The sequence below is a fragment of the Thioalkalivibrio sp. ALE30 genome (assembly GCF_000377465.1).
In the GTDB taxonomy this organism is placed as follows: domain Bacteria; phylum Pseudomonadota; class Gammaproteobacteria; order Ectothiorhodospirales; family Ectothiorhodospiraceae; genus Thioalkalivibrio.
This window is the reverse complement of sequence record NZ_KB898173.1, coordinates 85,637-103,250: the sequence shown is the minus strand read 5'-3', so window position 1 is coordinate 103,250 and position 17,614 is coordinate 85,637. Positions and strand designations below refer to the sequence as shown.

The following is a 17,614-nucleotide window of genomic DNA, read 5'->3' as shown; positions in this document are numbered from 1 at the left end:
TCATGTTCGCCGGGCTCCTGGTGCTGGCCGCGACTCTGGCCACGGGCACTCATCTCGCCGTGGGGCAGGCCGAGCAGCGCCTGGACCGGCTGGGCGTGGAGGGCCAGTCGGCCGCCTGGCGCCAGACGCTGGCGAACGAATGGCAGCGGATGCGCGCCGAGGCGACGGCCGTGACCCGCAACGAGGCGCTGATCGGAGCGCTGCGCGACGATGCCGGCATCCGGACCTATGCCGACCCCCTGTACAACCGGCTGCGCGCCGGGGGTATCGCGGACCGGATCGTGGTCGTCGATGCCCAGGGGGACGTGCGCTACGACTCCGCGGACAACCACGGCGAACGCGTCCCGCTGGCGCGCGCGGCGCTGGAGGACGGGCGCTTCCACGAGGGGCTGCATCATGTACCCGGGGAGCGGGTCTATGCCGGGTTGGCGATCCCGGTCTATAGAGGGGGCAATCCGATCGGTGCAGTCGTGCAGTTACGCGACCTGTCGACCTCCGCGCTCGAGTCCATGGCCGAAGCCAGCGGGGGACGCGCCGCGCTGCTGGACGAGCGCGGGCCGCTGGCGCTGACCGCGCCGTTCCTGATGTCGCTCGCGCCGGGCGAGCGACTGCACCAGCAGGCGGCGGCCAGCCGCGTTGACGCAGATGGCCGGCATTCCCAGTTGGTCTATCTGCCGCTGGTCCCGTTCGATGGCGAAGAGGCGACGGCCACAGTGGTCCTGGCGCGGGATCTGACCGAATCGGTGGCGACCCAGAACCTGATCAATGCCACGACCTACGTCGCCGCCTTCGGGATGCTCGTGCTGATTGCCGGCGGGCTGTACCTGTGGCTGGGGCGTACCCTGCGCCCGATGCGGCGGGCCATGGACACGCTGGACCGGATCGGGCACGGGGACTTCCAGACCGATCTGCAAGCCGACTCGCGCGTGGCCGAGATCGCCCGCCTGCAGGAGGTGACCCGGACCATGGCCGGCCGCCTGGGGCATATCGTGGAGATCGAGGAAGAGAATGCCCGGCTGGCCTTCCGTGATGCGCTCACCGATCTGCCGAACCGGCGGCTGCTGCTGGAGCACCTGGAGCACGCCATCCACACGGTCAATCGCACCCGGCGCCACGCGGCACTGCTGCTGATCGACCTGGACAACTTCAAGACGCTCAACGACACCTGCGGCCATTCCGCCGGCGACCGCCTGCTGCAGGCCCTCGCGCAGCGGTTTACCGCGCGCCTGCGCGATCAGGATATCGTGGCCCGTCTGGGCGGGGACGAATTCGTGGCCCTTCTGGAGGAACTGAGCCCGGATCGCTCGCAGGCCGGCGCGGACGCCCAGCGCATCGCGGGCGAGTTGCTGAAGGCCATGCGCGAGCCGGTGCGCATCGACGATATCGAGCACGTGATGTCCGGGAGCATCGGTATCACGCTGTTCCCGCGTGGCTTTGACACCCCGGAGGAGCTGCTCAAGCAGGCCGATTTCGCGATGTACCAGGCCAAGCAGCAGGGGCGCAACGGGGTGCGCTTCTATGATCCCGCCATGCAGCGCACGCTGCTGCGCGAGGCGGAACTCGAGCGCAAGCTGCGCCGGGCCCTGCAGGGCGAGGAACTGGTGATCCACCTGCAGCCCCAGGTCGACCCGGAGGGGCGGATCCTCGGGGCGGAGGCCCTGATGCGCTGGCCGCAGCCCGATGGCAGCTGGATCTCGCCCGGTGAATTCATCCCCGTGGCCGAACACACCGGCCAGATCCTCGAGGTTGGGCGCCTGGCGCTGCAGCAGGCCTGCCACACCCTGCGGGCCTGGCAGGGGCGCCCGGTTCTGGACACGCTGCCGATCTCGGTGAACCTGTCCCCGCATCATTTGCGCCAGCCCCGGCTCATGGAGGAGGTGACCACCATCCTGGACGAGACCGGGGCCGCCGCGCAGCGGCTGCATATCGAGGTTACCGAGAGCGTGATGGCGGATGCCTCGCAGCCCCTGATTGCCAACCTGGAGGCCCTGCGGGCCCGGGGCGTCGCCCTGGCGCTGGATGACTTCGGGACCGGCTATTCGTCCCTTGGCTACCTCAAGCGCCTGCCGCTGGACGTGCTGAAGATCGACCGTTCCTTTGTCCAGGACATCGAACACGACGCCGATGACGCCAATATCGTCGCGACCATCGCCGCCATTGCCCACAACATGGGGCTCAGCCTGATCGCGGAGGGGGTCGAGAACGAGGCCCAGCGGGACTTCCTGGTGCGCCACGGCTGCCATCGTTTCCAGGGCTATCTGTACCACCACGCGATGCCGGTGGCCGATTTCGAGGCCCTGGTTGCGGCCGGAACGGACGCCGCCGATCACGGGACGATTGATACCCAAGGAGAGCAGGAATGATTCGGATACGGCAGGGCAGGTGGCGGTCGCGGGTGCTTGCCGGATTGTGGATTGGGCTCCTGGCCGTTCCGGCCGCCCTGGTTCACGCGGAGGAGACCCCGGCACCCTGGGGAAGCGCCGCGCCGGTGGAGCAGGACTATGCGGGCCTGAAGGCCGTCTATGATGTGACGGCCGGTACCCCGGAGGCCCTGGAGGACGTGCTGGATCACGCCGCCTACCTGAGCCGCATGACGGGTGACGATCCGTTCGACAGTCACATCGTGCTGGTCATCCACGGGGACGCACTGGACCTGTTCGCGCGTGAACACTTTGCCGAACATGAAACCCTGATGACCCGCGCCCGCGGGCTCACGCTGAATGGCGTCATCGAGTACCGAATCTGCCAGGCCGGCGCCGCCCGCCGTGGCTATGGACCGGAGGACTTCCACGGCTTCGCCAGCGTGGTCCCGATGGCCGATGCCGAGATCGTGCGCTTGCAGCAACAGGACGGCTACGGTTACATGCGCTGAGCCCGGGGCTGCCGGGCACGCAACCCGGACCCAGAGGGATCGAACGCATGACGGACCGCCAGCAACCGGGATTTCTGGAAGCCATCGAGCAGGCGGGCCTGCTGGTGGAGATCTGGGAGCACTTCCCGGAGAACATGTTCCTGATCCGGGTCGAGGGGCCGGACTTCCTGGTCGAGGCGGCCAACCCGAAGATGACGGAACTGTTTGGGCAGGACTGCAGCGGCAAGCGCCTGCACGACTTCCTGCCCTGGTCGGTCGCGGAGGAGGTGGTGGCGCACTACCGCGAGTGTCTGCGCCAGGATGCCCCTCTGCGCTACGAGGAACACGCAACCTTTCACGATGCCCGTGGCCAGGAACGCGAGGGGCACTGGCTGACCCTGCTGGTGCCCGTACACGACCCGAACGGGACCATCACGCACCTGTTCGGGGTCTCCCAGAATGTCACCGAGCTGCGGCTGGCGCGCGCGAGCCTGGAGCGCTACAACCGCGACCTCGAGGCCGTGGTCGACGAGCGCACACGGGCCCTGAACGCGGTGAACCAGCAGCTCCAGGAGGCGAACCGGCAACTGGAGGCGCTCGCCTCGAGCGATACCCTTACGGGGGTGGGCAACCGCCGGCATTTCCAGGCGGGGGCCGAGCGCGAGATGGAACGCGCGCGACGGCATGGTGGCGCCTTGTCCCTGCTCATGTTCGACCTCGACGGCTTCAAGAGCATCAACGACCAGGACGGTCACGCGGCGGGCGACGCCGTGTTGAGAAAGGTAGCGGCGAGCGTGCAGACGACCCTGCGCGCGAATGACCTGTTTGCCCGCTATGGCGGGGATGAGTTCGTGCTGCTCCTCCCCGATACGCCCCTCGCGGCCGCGCGCCAGATGGGCGAGCGCCTGCGTACTCAGGTGCAGGAGGACGCGGGTGTGGCCCTGAGCCTGGGGGTCGCCGGTTTCGAGGCCGCCGATACGCAGCTCGAGATGCTCGTACAACGCGCCGACGCCGAGGTCCTCGCGGCCAAGCGCGCCCGCAAGGCGGAGTAAAGCCACTCACCTCGCGACTGTGGTTGGTTACGACCCGGGGATTGGGTTCTTAAGATGCTGCGTTGTCATGCCCTTCGTCGTTTTCTGGTGCGCTTTCTTCAGAAGACAGAGCAGACGCTGGGTCCCCTCTTTTGATTTTTGGTGGTGGAGGAACCCAGGCGCGGAGACGTTGCCCAGCCTGTTCGTAGAAGTGGGGGACGGCTCGCTCCAATTCTTCGATGAAGACTTTGCTGCCAGAGAATCGTGACGCCAGGTCGGACATGTAGAAGATTTCAAAGGCAGTCGGTACGACATCCGTGTTGCCTGGTTCCAGCGCATCGGCGTCTTCCAGGACGTCGGCCAAAGGCGCTTGAGTGGATTCGGCGCGGCCGGGCCGGATGGCCTTCACGAATAGTCCCGTGGTATCGATACCAGTGAGCTGACGGCGGAGCCAGTTGACGCGCGCACTGGTGCGTTTCTTGTCTTGCGGGGCCCCGACTTTCATGCAACAGACAATCACACGTTTGGCCAAGTCGGCCGTGACACGCAGTTCTGCCGCTGCGTTCGGGATTTCGAGTTCGCACTCCAGGATGTGCTTGCTGGCAAGTATCTCTGAATCGTCTTTGAGACGTTTCTTTGGGTCGGTGCGATGCGCGCGGGAAAGACGCAGCCGAACCGGTTGTGAAAGTTTCCGACTCATTACCAGGCTCAGGTCGCGCTGTTCCTGATGCCAGCTGGAGACGGTGTTCTCGACCTCTTCGCTGTTCTTATTGAGTGTGGCACCACTTTTGACTTTGGAGACGACCTCCTTCCACTCACGGTTCATGCTGTCGAAGCGGCTGATGCCGCTGGACTCATGCCCGAGGTAGCGGACCACTTCCTCAAGCAGGAAGTGCTGGTCGGACGACCCGACCTCGTTGCCCTCCAGTAGAAGTGTGGCTTGGGTCAACAGGTACATCCACGACCAGTGGTAGAGCTCGATGTTGCGTGTCTGGGTCTTCGGGAGTTTGACGGGGTGATGGGAAGGCTCGGCCACAAACTGATTGGTTATGGTGATTACCGCATCGATCTTATGTGCCCTGGCCTGTTCGAGATAGGCGGTTAATTGCTCTTCGCCGATTTCGGCGTTGCCGATCTTCGCCTCTATCAGGGCAGTCCATTTCTTGCGCCCAGTGTCCAGCACGATCAGCCCATCGGGCCGATCATTTTTGCTTCTCCGTTGCTTTCCCTTGCGTTCCTCCTTGAATGTTACTTCGGTCCAGGCGCCCAGATCGGCGCGATTGCCCACCCGCACATTGAGCGAGTGGAGCATTGTCTGTCTGAATTCGAAGACGCCACGCATTGCGGCAAGAACGACAGATGCAGCGCGTACCTCGCGATTGGAGTCTGCGGCGACCGGGATCAGGCGAGCAGTTTCGCCGCCCTCGACGTAGTCGGGTTTCGCGACCATGTGGCGTCCTTGTCTTGATGTGAACCCAAGAAGCTAGCTTCTCCGAAGCGGGAATGCGAGGCGAACCGCCCTCGCAACCCACTGCGTGCGAGGACGAATAGGTCCGGTCAGAGGCCGAAGATCTCGGACTTGAGGTTCCACTTGGAGGCGAGGGTCTCGGTGGCGTTGAGGAACTCCTCGGCGCGGGTCGGGTGGTTCCACTGGCCCTGGGCGATCCAGGCGAGCGCGGTGGCGCGGTCGGGGGCCAGGGACAGGATGTGGATCAGCTCGCCGGCATCACTGCCGATGACCTCGCCGCCCAGCAGGGCGCCGGTGTCCATGTCGCCAATCAGGCGGACGAAGCCCTCCGGCTCGTCCTGGCCCAGCGCGCGCGGCGAGGTCTCGAAGGCGGCGAAGCCGACCGCCGGTTCCAGTTCCTCGTCCTCGGCGTCGTCCTCGTCCATGCCAAGGCGCGCCATTTCCACCGCGGAGTAGATCGCGATCGGCACGAAGCGCTCGTCCTGCTCCCGAGTGTTGCCGTTCTGAATGTTCTCCACCGCGATGGTGGCGTCCGCCAGGGCGTGGTTCGCGGTCTGCCACTCGCTCGCGACATCGCCGATGGCGTAGATAGTGTCGACATCGGTCTGCAGCGTGGGGCGGCGCTTCACGAAGCCGCGGGCGTCGGTCTTCACCCCGATGGCGTCGAGGTTCAGGCCCTCGGTGTGCGGGGTGCGTCCGGTGCCGAGCAGGACCCAGTCGACCTCGAAGGTGTTGCCTTCGCTGTCGGTGATGGTGACGCCGTCATCCGAGGTCTCGACGCTTTCGTAGCCCTTGACCCGCACCGGCTCGATGCCGTCCGCGGCCAGCTGTTCCTTCAGCGTGCCCAGTGCCTGCGGGCTGAACTTCTGGTTGGACAGCGGCTTGGAGCGCGACAGCCAGGTCACCTGCTTGCCGAGATGATGGAAGATCCAGGCGAACTCGGTGGCGACAACGCCGGAGCCGATGATCGCGACTCGCTCGCCCGTAGGCGGTTTGTCGTCGAACAGCATGTCGGTGGTCAGTACGCGCCCGGGTTCGGCCGTGAACGGGGCCGGAACGGTGGCGGTGGCGCCAGTGGCGATGATGGTGTGGTGGGCGCTGACGGTCTCGATGCCGTCATCGGTGACGACCTCCAGGGTCTCGGCGTCGCGGAAGCTCGCAGTGCCGTGGCGGTACTGGATCTTCAGGTGCTTCATGTAGCCGAGGTAGGAGTTGCGGACCTCGGTGACCACGTCCTTCTGGTGGTCCCAGGCGCGATCCATGTCGGCCGTGAGGCTGCCGCTGATGCCGCGGCCCTCGAAGTGGCGCTGCGCGGCGACGGTGCGGGCGGTGTGGTACCAGTCCTTCTTGGGTACGCAGCCGCGGTTGAGGCAGCAGCCGCCCCAGTCGCCCTTCTCGATGATGACGACGCTCAGTCCGCGCAGGGCGCCCAGAACGGCGGCACGATAGCCCCCGGGGCCACTGCCGATGATGGCCAGGTCAAAGGTCTCGCTCATGGTGTCTACTCGGTCAGGTCAATGATCGGGTCGTGCCATTCCAGCTGCGTGAGGTTCAGCTCGAACACGCGGCCGTCGGCCTCGTAGTCGAAACGCACCGGGACGTGGCGCAGCTCGCGCGCAAACCAGGCGGACAGCGCAACGTCGCTGTCCTTGCTGCGGCGGTCGATGCGGATGGTCTCCACGCGGCCGATCGGGGAGTCCATGGTCTCGCGTCCGACGACCTCGAACTCGTATTCGCGCAGGCGGTCGCGTTCCAGCGCCTGGATGGTCTCGCGGTCCCCCGCGGCGGCCAGTTCGCCGGTCTCCAGGCGCTGCATCATCAGGTACAGCGAGCCGAGGAAGTCCAGGGTCTGTTCCGGGACCTCGAGATCGAAGCGCTCGCTATTGATGGTGCCGATCGCGCGGTTGCTCTCCCAGTCGAAACGCGTCTCGACCTTGCGCTCGCGGCGCGGGGTGATCTGCTGGCTGCGCGACTGCACCAGCTGGAGGTCGCCGTTGCGGCTGTTCATCAAGGCCTCGCGGCTCAGCTCGAAGCGGCCGAGGATGCGCAGGAAGCCGGAGACGTGGGCATCCATCGCCATGCGGGTCTGCACATCCTCGTGGTTGAGGGTGATGCGCGCCTTGAGCGTATTGCCCATGGCGCTGGCCTCGTAGCTGGCGGTGTACGGCGGGATCGGGCGCAGGTCGCGGTCCGCGGCTGCCGGGGTGGCCAGCAGGGCCAGTAGCAGGGCCGGCACCAGGGCCAGCATCATGGAAACAGCACGCCGGGTCATCGCGCGGCTAGCCGGCCGTGCGGGGCGGCGGGCTCCGGTCGTCGGGGCCTGAACGTTCATGGGTGTCCTCGTCGAGTTGCAGCGGTGCCTCAAGCGGCCTGCCGTCGCCTTGCAGGATCCGCCCGCACCACTGAATTTCGCCTGAACACACGCGCCGGACGACCTCGGGGTACAGTCGGTGTTCGGCCCGCTGCACGCGGGTGGCCAGGGTGTCGGGCGTATCGTCGGGCGCCACTGGCACGCGTGCCTGCATGATCACCGGTCCGCCGTCCAGCTCCGGGGTGACAAAGTGGACGCTGGCGCCGTGCTCGGTCTCGCCATCGGCCAGGGCGCGGGCGTGGGTATCCAGGCCGCGATACTTGGGCAGCAGCGAGGGATGAATGTTCAGCATGCGGCCGGTGAATCGGTCCACAAAACCGGGGGTCAGGATGCGCATGAAGCCGGCCAGGATGACCAGGTCCGGGGCATAGTCCTCGATCGCGGTGGCCAGGTCGGCGTCGAAGGCCTCGCGCGAGGGGTAGTCGCGATGGTTCAGGACACGCCGCGGGATGCCGTGCTGTTCGGCCAGTGCGAGCCCGCCGGCATCCGGCCGGTTGCTGATGACCCCGACCACCCGCGCGGGGATGCGGCCCTGTTCGCAGGCCTCGATCAGGGCGCCGAGGTTACTGCCGCGCCCGGAGATCAGGACGACCAGGCGCCGCGGAGTCGTGTCCGATTGCCCGATGGGTCCGCTCATGCGGCGGCGTAGGTGACGCCGGGCTGGTACTCGTCGCGTTCGCGGATCACGCCGATCGGCCAGCTGCGGATGCCGGCCCGCGCGAGCTGTGTGCTGGCGGCCTCAACCCGGTCCTCGGGGAGGATGACGGTCATGCCGATGCCGCAGTTGAAGGTGCGCAGCATCTCCTCGTCGGCGATGTCGCCGGCCTGCTGCAGCCAGTCGAACACCGGCGGCCGCGCCCAGCTGTCGGGGTCGATGCGTGCGCCCAGGGTGTCGGGCAGCACGCGCGGGAGGTTCTCGGTCAGACCGCCGCCGGTGATGTGAGCCATGGCGTGCACCGGGAACTGCTCCAGCAGTTCCAGCAACGGGCGCACGTAGATCCGGGTGGGGGCCATCAGGGCCTCGCCCAGCGTGATGCCGTCGGCGCCCGGCAGCGGTGCGTCGAGGCGCGTGCCGGCGTGCTCCAGTACGCGCCGGATCAGGGAGTAGCCATTGGAATGGGGGCCGCTGGCCTCCAGGCCGAGGACGACATCCCCGGCGGCGACTCGGCTGCCGTCGATCAGGGCGTCCTTCTCGGCGATGCCGACAGCGAAGCCGGCCACGTCGTAGTCCTCGCCCTGGTACATCCCGGGCATCTCGGCAGTCTCGCCACCGATCAGGGCGCAGCCCGCCTGTTCGCAGCCCTCGGCGATGCCGGTCACCACGTCCGCCGCGATGTCCACATCCAGGTGGCCGGTGGCGTAGTAATCAAGGAAGAACAGCGGTTCGGCCCCCTGGACGACGATGTCGTTGACGCACATCGCGACCAGGTCGATGCCGATGCGGTCATGCCGGCCGGTCTCCTGCGCCAGGCGCAGCTTGGTACCGACGCCGTCCGTGCCGGATACCAGGACCGGCTGCCGGTAGCGATCCATCGGCAGTTCGAACAGGGCCCCGAAGCCACCCAGGCCGGCCATCACGCCGGGGCGTCGGGTGCGCGCCGCATGCGGCTTGATACGTTCGACCAGCTCGGCGCCGGCCTCGATGTCGACACCGGCCTCGCGGTAGGTCAGGCCTGAACGGGATTCGGACATGGGTTCCCCGATGTTGAATGAGCGCGGGTGGAGGCCGCGCGCTGCGGCGGTCTCGCAGAACCCGGCATGGTAGCGAGCCGGGTGCGGGGGTGCAAAGCCGGGAAGCGTTTCGCGGCGAAGAAGGCGGGTGCGAACGGGCGGCGCTGGCGAGCCTTCTCCGGCGATGCCGGGGCGCATGCCTGTGGTATTTTGTGGCGCCTGTCGAACAACCGATCATGACCATGCCCCTGCATCCTCGAGCGCATTCCCGCCTGGCCTTCCTGCTGGGCCTCCTTTTCCTGGTGCTGACCCCGGCCGGGGCCGCCGATGACGCGCTGGTGGTGACGGTCACCGCCGAGGACGAGGCCCGGGCCCTGGAGCAGGGGCTGGAACAGGCGCTGGTAAGGTTGGCGGGGCTGCGTTCGGGCCCGGTGCTGGATCTGGCGGGCGAACTCCTCGAAGGCCGCGACGACGAGGGCTGGATCGCGGTGCTGGAGCGGCGGCAACAGGTCGAAGAAGATCGCTACCGCCTGGAGTTCGACCCGTTTCGTCTGCGCACCGCGCTGCGAGACGCGGGTGTGCCGGCCTTGCTGGGCGAGCGTCCGGCGCTGCTGGTATGGGCCGTACATGATGCCGGCGGGCAGCGTGACCTGCTCGGGGATGCGGTGGACGGCCCGGGGATCCTCGCGGCGCTGGACGAGCTGGCCGAGGCCCGGGACATGCCGTTGCTGTTCCCGCTCGGCGATCTGGAGGATCGCCGGTCCGCCCAACCCTCCGATATCGTGGGCGGTGTGAGCGAGCCGCTGGTTGCGGCCGCGCGCCGATACGAGGCCGACGGGGTTCTGCTGCTGCACGTGCGCGAGACCGCGAGCGGGGCCGAGGCGCGGGTGGTCGCGGTGCACGACACCCGTGAATACCGCAGTTCCGCCAGTGGGGACAGCCCCGCAGTGGCGGCCCGCGAGGCGGTGGCGCGGGCGCTGGACCGGGTGGCCGAGCCCCTGGCACGGGTCGCGGCCGAGCCGGAATGGCTGCGCCTGGGGTTTGCCGGGATCCAGGGCTTTGCGGCCTTCGAGCGCCTGCGCGCGGAATTGGCGCGGCTGCAGGCGGTGGAGGCGGCGCGTCTGGATGCGCTGGCCGGCGACAGCGTGGTGCTGCAGGTGCGCACCGGCCTTGATCGCGATGACCTGGTCGACCTGCTGCGCGGCTCCGGCTTTGCCCGGGCCGAGGCGCCGGATGCGGCACCCGAGGCCGATGCCTGGCTTGATCGGCGCTGATTGCTGTCACGGCGAACCGGATGCTGCCCCGCCACCAGATCCCCAATGCCGTCACGATCGGCCGGATCCTGCTGATCCCGCCGATTGTCGTGCTGCTGGCGCTGGAGCACTACCTGGTGGCGGTGGTGCTGCTGGCAATCGCCGGACTGAGTGACGCCCTGGACGGCTGGCTGGTCCGGCGTTACGGCTGGCATACGCCGCTGGGTGCCTGGCTGGATCCGGCGGCGGACAAGCTGCTGATGCTGGGGATCTATGTGGCCGTGACCCTGTCCGGACTGCTGCCCCTCTGGCTGCTGTTGCTGGTGGTGGGGCGGGATGTCTGGCTGACCCTTGGCTCCGCGTTGTACCGGGTGTTTGTCGGGCCCCTGGCCATTCGGCCGTTGCTGATCAGCAAGGTGAACACCTTCCTGCAGATCGCGCTGGTGCTGGTGGCCATCGTGAAGGTCGGTCTGCTGGCACTGGACCCGATCTGGGTGCAGCTGCTGATTATTGTCGTGGCCTTCACGACCCTGGCCAGCGGTCTGGCCTATACCGTGCAGTGGGGCCTGTATGCGTGGCGTTACCTGCGCGGCCAGGGCGGGTCGGACGCGGCGAACGGGAGGGCGTCATGAGCACGGGGATCGAGTTGCGCGAGCGCGTCGGCCCGGTCTCGGCCGCGACCCTGGCCGCCCTGGTCGGATTGCTGGTACTGGGCGGGGCGCTGTACCTGCTCGCGCCAATCCTTACCCCCTTCGTCGTGGCGCTGCTGATCGGTTATCTGTTCAATCCGCTGGTGACACGTCTGGCGGTGCGCACCGGGCGTTCGCGCACCCTGGCCACGGTGGTCATCTTCCTGCTGGTGATGCTCGGGCTGGCCGCGCTGATCCTGATCCTGATCCCGCTGGCGATCGCCCAGTTCGAACGACTCACGCTGGCGCTGCCGCAGATCCTCGGCTGGTTCGATGCGCAGGTGCGGCCGTGGCTGGAGGAACTGGCCGGGGACGGCCTGCCGCCGCTGGACGCCGGTGCGCTGCAGGGGCTGGTCACCGAGCACTGGCGCGAGGCCGGCGGGCTGGCCGGGGGTGTACTGCAGTGGATCGGCAGCTCCACCGGCGCGCTGGTGCTGGGGGTATTGAACCTGGTGCTCATCCCGGTGGTGAGTTTCTATCTGCTGCGCGACTGGCCGCGCCTGCTGGACGGATTGCGCGACCTGCTGCCGCGGGCCTGGCGTTCGGCGGTGATGACCTTCGCCGCGGAGTCGGACGAAACGCTGGGGGCCTTTCTGCGCGGACAGATGCTGGTGATGCTGGCGCTGGGCCTGTTCTATGCGGTCACCCTGACCGTGGCCGGGGTCGAGATGGGGCTGGCGATTGGCCTGATCGCCGGGCTGGTCAGCTTTATCCCCTATGTTGGCGTGATCGTCGGGGTGCTGCTCGCCAGCGCCGCCGCGCTGGTGCAGGGCGACGGCTGGACCCTGCTGCTGATCGTGCTGGTGATCTTCGCCGTGGCCCAGGTGCTGGAGTCCATGGTGCTGACGCCCTGGCTGGTGGGCGACCGCACCGGGCTGCATCCGGTCGCGGTGATCTTTGCCGTGCTGGCCGGCGGACAGCTGTTCGGCTTTTTCGGCGTGCTGCTGGCGCTGCCGGTGGCGGCGGTGCTGGCTGTCGGCGTGCGCCACCTGCTGGTGCACTACCGGCGCCTGAATGCCGGGGAAGCGCCCTCGGAGCCGGGAGGTCCCGGGGAATGAGTGCCGGCCAGGGTCGCGAGGCTGCCCCGCAGCGCCAGCTGCCGCTGGACCTGCGCCTGCGGGATACGTCGCGCTTTGCCGGCTTCTATCCCGGCGGCAATCCGCTCGCCCGGGATGCCGTCGAGGCGCTGGCCGTCGGGGTTGGCATGAGCGAGCCACAGATCCTGCTGCACGGGCCGTCCGGCGTCGGCAAGACCCACCTGCTGCAGGCGGCCTGCCATCAGAGCCACGAACGCGGCGATCCGGTGTCCTACCTGCCGCTGGGCGAGGTCGCATCCGCCCCGCCGCTGGCGGTGCTGGACGGCCTGGAGGGTGCCCGCCTGGTGGCACTGGACGATCTCGACGAGGTGGTCGGGCAGGGCGACTGGGACGAAGCCCTGTTCGGGCTGCTGAACCGCCTGCGCGACAGCGGCTGCCGGGTACTGCTGGCGGCGACCCATGCGCCGGACGGGCTGGGCAGTCGCCTGCCGGACCTGACCTCGCGCCTGGCGTGGGGGCCGGTGTTCCGGATGCAGGCACCGGAGGAAGACGACCTCAAGCGCATCCTCGCCCAGCGCGCCGCACTGCGCGGGCTGGAGCTGCCGGAGGCGGTGGCCGACTACCTGCTGCGCCACTACCGCCGTGATCTGGTGGCCCTGCTGGCCCTGCTGGACCGCCTGGACCTGGCCGCCCTGGCCGAACAGCGGCGTCTGACCATCCCCTTCGTCCGCGACCAGCTCGCGCGTTCCTGATCTTCACCACGAAGCACACGAAGGCACGAAGAAGGGCCAGGTCAAGGGCGTTTAACAGGAAGACGGGAAGGACGGAAGATTCTGGATGGGGCGTACCGGGAGGCGGTCCTCGGCCCGGGGATGCTGGCTGGGCGCCTCGCTCCGGCCGAAGCGTGGGTACATTGCGCACCGGAAAGGACTTTCCCGCAACCTCCTGTAAACAAAATGCCCTCTTCCAGCCTTCCCGTCTTCCTGTGAACGGGTTTTGACCTTCTTCGTGTCTTCGTGCGCTTCGTGGTGAAAATCAGGAAGTAAGCTTGCGAGCGCGGCGGGCGTCGAGTTTGACGTAGAGCAGGCAGCCGGCGAACCAGGCGAGGCTGGCGGCGGTCATCAGCAGCCCGTACAGGCGCGCGTCGGCCGCCGCGGCCAGCGTGATCCCCAGGGTCACGTAGGCCAGCGCCAGCAGGCTGGACCAGGCGTGGGTGTAGCGGCGCCCGTGCAGCATCCCGCGCAGCGGGAACAGCAGCGGCAGGACCAGGATCACCAGCGCCAAAGAGACCGGCACGATCTCCGGCCGGTCGATCCAGGTGGTCCAGACCAGGATCAGGCCGATCAGGGCCAGATAGGCGACCAGCGCCAGCGCGCGCGCCGCGAGGATCATGCCGATTCCCCGTTCTGCAGGCGGCGCGTGATCCGCCCGACCCGCTCGCCCAGGGCCGTGGCGATGCGCTGCTCCTCGCGGGTCACCGGGTGCTCGCCCTGGCCACCGGCGACATGGCTGGCGCCGTAGGGCGAGCCCCCGGAGGTCGTGGTGCTCAGTTCCGGCACGGTGTAGGGCACGCCGACCCAGAGCATCCCCTGGTGGATCAGGGGCAGGGCCATGGTCAGCAGGGTGGTTTCCTGCCCGCCGTGCTGGGTGGCGGTGCTGGTGAACAGCCCGAACGGGCGATCGACCAGGCCGCCGCTGGCCCACAGGCCGCTGGTGCCGTCGAGGAAGTGCTTCAGCGGCGCGGCCATGTTGCCGAAGCGCGTGGGCGAGCCCATGACCAGCCCGGCGCATTCCTCCAGGTCGCGGGTCTCCGCGTAGGGCGGGCCGTCGGCGGGAACCGCCGGCGCCTCGCCGGTGATGTTGGTGCTCACCGGCGGCACGGTGCGCACGCGGGCGACGGCGCCGGCGCGCTCCACGCCGCTGGCGACGTGGCGGGCCAGCTCGGCGGTCGCGCCGTAGCGGCTGTAGTACAGCACCAGGACCTCGGGGACCGCGCTCACGACAGGATCTCCAGCACCTGCTCGGGCGGACGCCCGATGCGGGCGCGCTCACCCACGACCAGGATCGGGCGTTCGATCAGTTTCGGATGCTGCACCATGGTCTGGATCAGCGCCTCGTCGTCCAGCTCGGCATCCTTCAGGCCCAGTTCGCGGTACTCCGCCTCGCCGGTGCGCAGGAGATCGCGCGGGGCGATGCCCAGCCGGTCGACGATGGCGCGCAGGGTGGCGGCATCCGGCGGCGTCTTCAGATATTCGACAATCTGCGGCTCCACGCCCTGCTCGCGCAGCAGTGCCAGGGTCGCGCGCGACTTGCTGCAGCGCGGGTTGTGGTACAGCGTAGGGGCATCGGACATGAATCCACTCCGGAGGACGAAAAATGACGGAGGCCAATGATAACCATGCCCGCCGCTGGCGTGTCAGCGGTCAGGTGCAGGGGGTGTTCTTCCGCGCCTCTACCCGCGACGAGGCCCGGCGGCTCGGGTTGACCGGTTATGCCCGTAATGAGCCGGACGGCAGCGTCGAGGTGCTGGCCGTGGGCCCGCGCAGGGCGCTGGACACGCTGGAGGAGTGGCTGGCCGACGGGCCGCGCATGGCGCGGGTGGATGCGGTGGAGGCCGAGGAGCTGGAACCCCCGGAGCCGGCGCCGCGCGAGTTCTCCACGGGCTGACTCGGCGGTGCCTCAGTAGCGCCGCAGCGGGCGACCCGGTGGCGGAATGACCTGGACGAAGGCACGCACGTCGCGCAGCCGGTGCGGACCTTCCGACCGGATGCGGGTCTCGGCCCCCTGCATCCAGGCGCCGTCCCAGGCGAGGCGGGCCGCCCCGGTGCGCGAATGGCGCGGCAGGTCGATCAGCAAGAGGCCGTCTTCATAGGCGACCTCGAGCTCACTGCGGTAGCGCTCGGCGTGTACCTCGATGCTGCGGCTCTCGCCACTGGCGAGGGTAAAGGCCGTTGGCTCCAGCGCGCGTTCGCGACCGCCGATCCGCAGCGTGCCGCCGCTGAGACTGACGCGGATCAGGTCTCCGGGCAGGCCGGCCTGGCCACTGCGGATGGCCGCGACCCGCTCGGCGCGTTCGGCTGCCCGTGCCGCCTCCTGCTCGGCTTCGGCCTGCAGCCGGGCCTCGCGGGCCTTCTGCACCGATTCCCAGGCGCGGATGGCCTCGACCCGTTCGGCCTCGCCCATGGCGTCCCATTGTTCTTCGCTTACCCCGTAGATCCGCGGGCTGCAGGCGGCCAGCAGCAGTGCCAGGGCTGCCAGGACCGGGTACAGACGAAGCGTTGCGGGCATGCGCGATTTCCGTGTGGGTTTGTAGCCGAGTCTGTCCGAGTAGCCTGTACCGGCCCTGAACCGGGCTGAGGGAAACACTGTTTCCCTCAGAACAGCAGGTTGATGACGAGCAGCGAGACGACCATGAACAGCAGGGTCACACCGGCGCCGGCGCGCAGGTAGTCGGCCACGCGGTACCCGCCGGGATCCATGATCAGGGCATTGACCTGGTGGGTGGGCAGGATGAAGGAGTTGGATGCGGCGATCGCGACGATCAGCGCGAACACGCGCGGGTCGGCGTCGATCCCCATGCCCTGGGCGACGCTCGCGAAGCTGACCGCCAGCGGGACCAGCAGAACCGTTGCCCCGACGTTGGACATCACCAGCGTGAAGAAGGTGGTCAGCAGGAACACCGCGACCTGCAGCACCCAGACCGGCATCCCTTCCAGTTGCTGCATGCCGTTGGTCGCGATCCACTCACCGGCGCCGGAGTTCTCCACCGCCAGCCCCAGCGGGATCAGCGAGGCGAGCAGGAAGACGGTCTTCCAGCTGATGCCGCGATAGGCCTCGTCCATCGTGATCACGCCGGTGAAGATCATCCCCAGGGCCCCGCCCAGCAGGGCCAGTGCCAGCGGCAGGTCGGTGAACAGCACCAGCCCCAGCCCCAGCGCCAGGGAGCCGAGCGCGGCCAGCGGCCGGTGGGTCTTTGAGGCCTCCTGCTTGCGTCGTGGATAGCGGCTGGTGACCACGACGAAGTCGCGGTCGTCCTCCAGCGCCTGCAGGTTCTCCCACGGGGTATGCACGACCAGGGTGTCGCCGGCCTTCAGTGGGGTATCCGGGACCTCGTCGACGATCAGGTCATCACCGCGCTGGATGCGCAGCACCGAGATGCCGTAGCTGCGGCGCATGCCCTTGTCGCGCACGGTCTGGCCGATCAGGTCGGAGCCGGGCGGGATAATCACCTCCGCGATGCCGCCGTGGCGAGCGGACAGGGCGCGGGCGAACACGTCCAGTTCGTCCTTCAGCACGGTGCCGGTGTGGTCGCAGGTCGTCTCGATGGTGGTGACCGGGCCGAGGATGGCGAGGTGTGCCCCGCGCTCCAGCTCCACGTCCCGGTTGGGTTCGATGCGGGTCTCGTCGCCCGTGGTGACGCCCACGACGTGCACCCCGAAGGCCGCCTCGAAATCGCCCACACGCATTCCGGCCAGGGAGCTGTCCTCGTCCAGGCGTGCCTCGCGCACGCCGAAATCCATGCCGTAGACATCGCGGAACCAGGCCGAGGTCGTCTGCACCCGGCTCTCGTCCGGGTCCTCGGTCTGGGGATCGCGGGCCGGCAGGACCCAGCGTCCGAACAGCGCGAAGTAGAGGATCAGCGTACCCAGCAGGGCGAGTCCGATCGGGGTGACGTCGAACAGCCCGAAGCCCTCGACATCCCGCGGCAGCAGGTCGTTGAGCAGGATCAGCGGGCTGGAGGCCACCAGCGTCAGGGTGCCGCCGACGATCGCGGCAAAGCCCATCGGCATCAGCAGGCGCGAGCGCGGGATGCGCGCGGCGGCCCCGATGCGGTTGATCACCGGCATGAACAGGGCGGCGGCACCGATGTTCTGCATGAAGCTGGTGATGATGCCGACGGCCCCCGAGGTGGTGGCCATCACGCGGCGCTCGGTCTGCCCGCCAAAGCGCAGGATCAGGTCCGCCAGGCGGTTCATGACCCCGGAGCGGTCCAGCCCCTTGCCGATGATCATCACCGCGATGATCGCGATCACCGCGTTCGACGCGAAGCCGGAGAACAGCGCCTCGCCCTCGACGATCGGCGCCACCCCCGGCACCAGCGCGACCATGCCGAGCAGGAACAGCACGCTCAGCGCCGCCAGGTCGATCCGGATCACCTCCGTCACGAACAGCAGGATCGTCAGCCCCAGCAGGCCGAACACGATCCCCATCTCCAGGGTAAAGGCGACCGACCCCATCAGAAG

18 protein-coding genes are annotated in these 17,614 nt (G+C 68.3%); 8 read left to right on the top strand and 10 right to left on the bottom strand.

Annotated elements, in window-relative coordinates:
• The first annotated feature begins 2 nt into the window (after nucleotides 1-2).
• Genes D107_RS0109625 through D107_RS0109615 form a run of 3 tightly spaced genes read left to right on the top strand, consistent with a single transcriptional unit; the run spans nucleotide 3 to nucleotide 3,903 of the window.
• Nucleotides 3-2,363: a bifunctional diguanylate cyclase/phosphodiesterase gene (locus D107_RS0109625; RefSeq protein ID WP_196799932.1), complete on the top strand. Its 2,361-nt coding sequence runs from the start codon at nucleotides 3-5 to the stop codon at nucleotides 2,361-2,363.
• Between the two features lie 44 nt (nucleotides 2,364-2,407).
• Entirely contained in the window at nucleotides 2,408-2,872 is a 465-nt protein-coding gene (locus D107_RS0109620; RefSeq protein WP_018867469.1) for a DsrE family protein, read from the top strand.
• 47 nt (nucleotides 2,873-2,919) lie between these two features.
• Nucleotides 2,920-3,903 (top strand): GGDEF domain-containing protein, encoded by a 984-nt coding sequence (locus D107_RS0109615; protein WP_018881343.1) that lies wholly within the window; start codon nucleotides 2,920-2,922, stop codon nucleotides 3,901-3,903.
• Between the two features lie 49 nt (nucleotides 3,904-3,952).
• On the opposite strand, the gene D107_RS0109610 is transcribed toward D107_RS0109615, so the two are convergent.
• From D107_RS0109610 to purM, 5 genes are all read right to left on the bottom strand, one after another.
• Nucleotides 3,953-5,332, bottom strand: a complete 1,380-nt coding sequence (locus tag D107_RS0109610; RefSeq protein ID WP_018881342.1) for a hypothetical protein — start codon at nucleotides 5,330-5,332, stop codon at nucleotides 3,953-3,955.
• 107 nt (nucleotides 5,333-5,439) lie between these two features.
• Nucleotides 5,440-6,846 carry an NAD(P)/FAD-dependent oxidoreductase gene (locus D107_RS0109605; RefSeq protein ID WP_018881341.1) on the bottom strand — a complete coding sequence of 469 codons (1,407 nt, stop codon included), beginning with the start codon at nucleotides 6,844-6,846 and terminating at the stop codon, nucleotides 5,440-5,442.
• Between the two features lie 5 nt (nucleotides 6,847-6,851).
• On the bottom strand, nucleotides 6,852-7,598 hold the full coding sequence (locus tag D107_RS0109600) for a DUF3108 domain-containing protein (RefSeq protein WP_026280375.1): 747 nt from the start codon (nucleotides 7,596-7,598) through the stop codon (nucleotides 6,852-6,854).
• Nucleotides 7,599-7,629: 31 nt separating this feature from the next.
• On the bottom strand, nucleotides 7,630-8,358 hold the full coding sequence (gene purN, locus D107_RS0109595; RefSeq protein WP_018881339.1) for a phosphoribosylglycinamide formyltransferase: 729 nt from the start codon (nucleotides 8,356-8,358) through the stop codon (nucleotides 7,630-7,632).
• Nucleotides 8,355-9,413, bottom strand: coding sequence for a phosphoribosylformylglycinamidine cyclo-ligase (purM, locus tag D107_RS0109590; RefSeq protein WP_018877143.1), 1,059 nt, complete (start codon nucleotides 9,411-9,413; stop codon nucleotides 8,355-8,357). The genes purN and purM overlap by 4 nt, the downstream gene beginning before the upstream one ends.
• Before the next feature lie 221 nt (nucleotides 9,414-9,634).
• On the opposite strand from purM, the gene D107_RS0109585 reads away from it, so the two are divergent.
• From D107_RS0109585 to hda, 4 genes are read left to right on the top strand one after another with little or no spacing between them, the layout of a single operon-like run.
• A complete protein-coding gene (locus D107_RS0109585; protein ID WP_018881338.1) occupies nucleotides 9,635-10,666 on the top strand; it encodes a DUF2066 domain-containing protein in 1,032 nt (343 codons plus the stop codon).
• 20 nt (nucleotides 10,667-10,686) lie between these two features.
• On the top strand, nucleotides 10,687-11,277 hold the full coding sequence (locus D107_RS0109580) for a CDP-alcohol phosphatidyltransferase family protein (protein WP_018867462.1): 591 nt from the start codon (nucleotides 10,687-10,689) through the stop codon (nucleotides 11,275-11,277).
• Nucleotides 11,274-12,392, top strand: coding sequence for an AI-2E family transporter (locus tag D107_RS0109575; RefSeq protein ID WP_018881337.1), 1,119 nt, complete (start codon nucleotides 11,274-11,276; stop codon nucleotides 12,390-12,392). The genes D107_RS0109580 and D107_RS0109575 overlap by 4 nt, the downstream gene beginning before the upstream one ends.
• On the top strand, nucleotides 12,389-13,123 hold the full coding sequence (hda, locus tag D107_RS0109570; RefSeq protein WP_018876913.1) for a DnaA regulatory inactivator Hda: 735 nt from the start codon (nucleotides 12,389-12,391) through the stop codon (nucleotides 13,121-13,123). The genes D107_RS0109575 and hda overlap by 4 nt, the downstream gene beginning before the upstream one ends.
• 283 nt (nucleotides 13,124-13,406) lie before the next feature.
• On the opposite strand, the gene D107_RS0109565 is transcribed toward hda, so the two are convergent.
• Genes D107_RS0109565 through arsC form a run of 3 tightly spaced genes read right to left on the bottom strand, consistent with a single transcriptional unit; the run spans nucleotide 13,407 to nucleotide 14,724 of the window.
• Nucleotides 13,407-13,763, bottom strand: coding sequence for a DUF2069 domain-containing protein (locus tag D107_RS0109565; protein ID WP_018867459.1), 357 nt, complete (start codon nucleotides 13,761-13,763; stop codon nucleotides 13,407-13,409).
• Nucleotides 13,760-14,371, bottom strand: a complete 612-nt coding sequence (gene wrbA, locus D107_RS0109560) for an NAD(P)H:quinone oxidoreductase (protein ID WP_018881336.1) — start codon at nucleotides 14,369-14,371, stop codon at nucleotides 13,760-13,762. Before wrbA ends, D107_RS0109565 begins: the two co-directional genes overlap by 4 nt.
• On the bottom strand, nucleotides 14,368-14,724 hold the full coding sequence (gene arsC / locus D107_RS0109555) for an arsenate reductase (glutaredoxin) (RefSeq protein ID WP_018877148.1): 357 nt from the start codon (nucleotides 14,722-14,724) through the stop codon (nucleotides 14,368-14,370). Before arsC ends, wrbA begins: the two co-directional genes overlap by 4 nt.
• A 23-nt stretch (nucleotides 14,725-14,747) precedes the next feature.
• Between arsC and yccX the strand changes: the two genes are divergently transcribed.
• A complete protein-coding gene (gene yccX / locus D107_RS0109550) occupies nucleotides 14,748-15,038 on the top strand; it encodes an acylphosphatase (RefSeq protein ID WP_018867456.1) in 291 nt (96 codons plus the stop codon).
• Nucleotides 15,039-15,050: 12 nt separating this feature from the next.
• Here yccX and D107_RS0109545 read toward each other — a convergent pair whose 3' ends face one another.
• Both D107_RS0109545 and D107_RS0109540 read right to left on the bottom strand, forming a co-directional pair.
• Complete coding sequence (locus D107_RS0109545) at nucleotides 15,051-15,659, bottom strand: Hsp20/alpha crystallin family protein (protein ID WP_018867455.1); 609 nt, start codon at nucleotides 15,657-15,659, stop codon at nucleotides 15,051-15,053.
• An 86-nt stretch (nucleotides 15,660-15,745) separates the two neighbouring features.
• On the bottom strand, nucleotides 15,746-17,608 hold the full coding sequence (locus D107_RS0109540) for an SLC13 family permease (RefSeq protein WP_018881335.1): 1,863 nt from the start codon (nucleotides 17,606-17,608) through the stop codon (nucleotides 15,746-15,748).
• Between the last annotated feature and the right edge of the window lie 6 nt (nucleotides 17,609-17,614).

Excerpts from the sequence above, each read along its gene's own strand:
- D107_RS0109600 (WP_026280375.1), bottom strand. The coding sequence starts at position 7,598 with ATGCTGGCCCTGGTGCCGGCCCTGCTACTGGCCCTGCTGGCCACCCCG.
- arsC (WP_018877148.1), bottom strand. The coding sequence starts at position 14,724 with ATGTCCGATGCCCCTACGCTGTACCACAACCCGCGCTGCAGCAAGTCG.
- D107_RS0109575 (WP_018881337.1), top strand. The coding sequence starts at position 11,274 with ATGAGCACGGGGATCGAGTTGCGCGAGCGCGTCGGCCCGGTCTCGGCC.
- D107_RS0109605 (WP_018881341.1), bottom strand. The coding sequence starts at position 6,846 with ATGAGCGAGACCTTTGACCTGGCCATCATCGGCAGTGGCCCCGGGGGC.
- D107_RS0109610 (WP_018881342.1), bottom strand. The coding sequence starts at position 5,332 with ATGGTCGCGAAACCCGACTACGTCGAGGGCGGCGAAACTGCTCGCCTG.
- D107_RS0109545 (WP_018867455.1), bottom strand. The coding sequence starts at position 15,659 with ATGCCCGCAACGCTTCGTCTGTACCCGGTCCTGGCAGCCCTGGCACTG.
- purN (WP_018881339.1), bottom strand. The coding sequence starts at position 8,358 with ATGAGCGGACCCATCGGGCAATCGGACACGACTCCGCGGCGCCTGGTC.
- D107_RS0109615 (WP_018881343.1), top strand. The coding sequence starts at position 2,920 with ATGACGGACCGCCAGCAACCGGGATTTCTGGAAGCCATCGAGCAGGCG.
- D107_RS0109580 (WP_018867462.1), top strand. The coding sequence starts at position 10,687 with ATGCTGCCCCGCCACCAGATCCCCAATGCCGTCACGATCGGCCGGATC.
- yccX (WP_018867456.1), top strand. The coding sequence starts at position 14,748 with ATGACGGAGGCCAATGATAACCATGCCCGCCGCTGGCGTGTCAGCGGT.
- purM (WP_018877143.1), bottom strand. The coding sequence starts at position 9,413 with ATGTCCGAATCCCGTTCAGGCCTGACCTACCGCGAGGCCGGTGTCGAC.
- D107_RS0109565 (WP_018867459.1), bottom strand. The coding sequence starts at position 13,763 with ATGATCCTCGCGGCGCGCGCGCTGGCGCTGGTCGCCTATCTGGCCCTG.
- D107_RS0109625 (WP_196799932.1), top strand. The coding sequence starts at position 3 with ATGTTCGCCGGGCTCCTGGTGCTGGCCGCGACTCTGGCCACGGGCACT.
- hda (WP_018876913.1), top strand. The coding sequence starts at position 12,389 with ATGAGTGCCGGCCAGGGTCGCGAGGCTGCCCCGCAGCGCCAGCTGCCG.
- D107_RS0109585 (WP_018881338.1), top strand. The coding sequence starts at position 9,635 with ATGCCCCTGCATCCTCGAGCGCATTCCCGCCTGGCCTTCCTGCTGGGC.
- D107_RS0109540 (WP_018881335.1), bottom strand. The coding sequence starts at position 17,608 with ATGGGGTCGGTCGCCTTTACCCTGGAGATGGGGATCGTGTTCGGCCTG.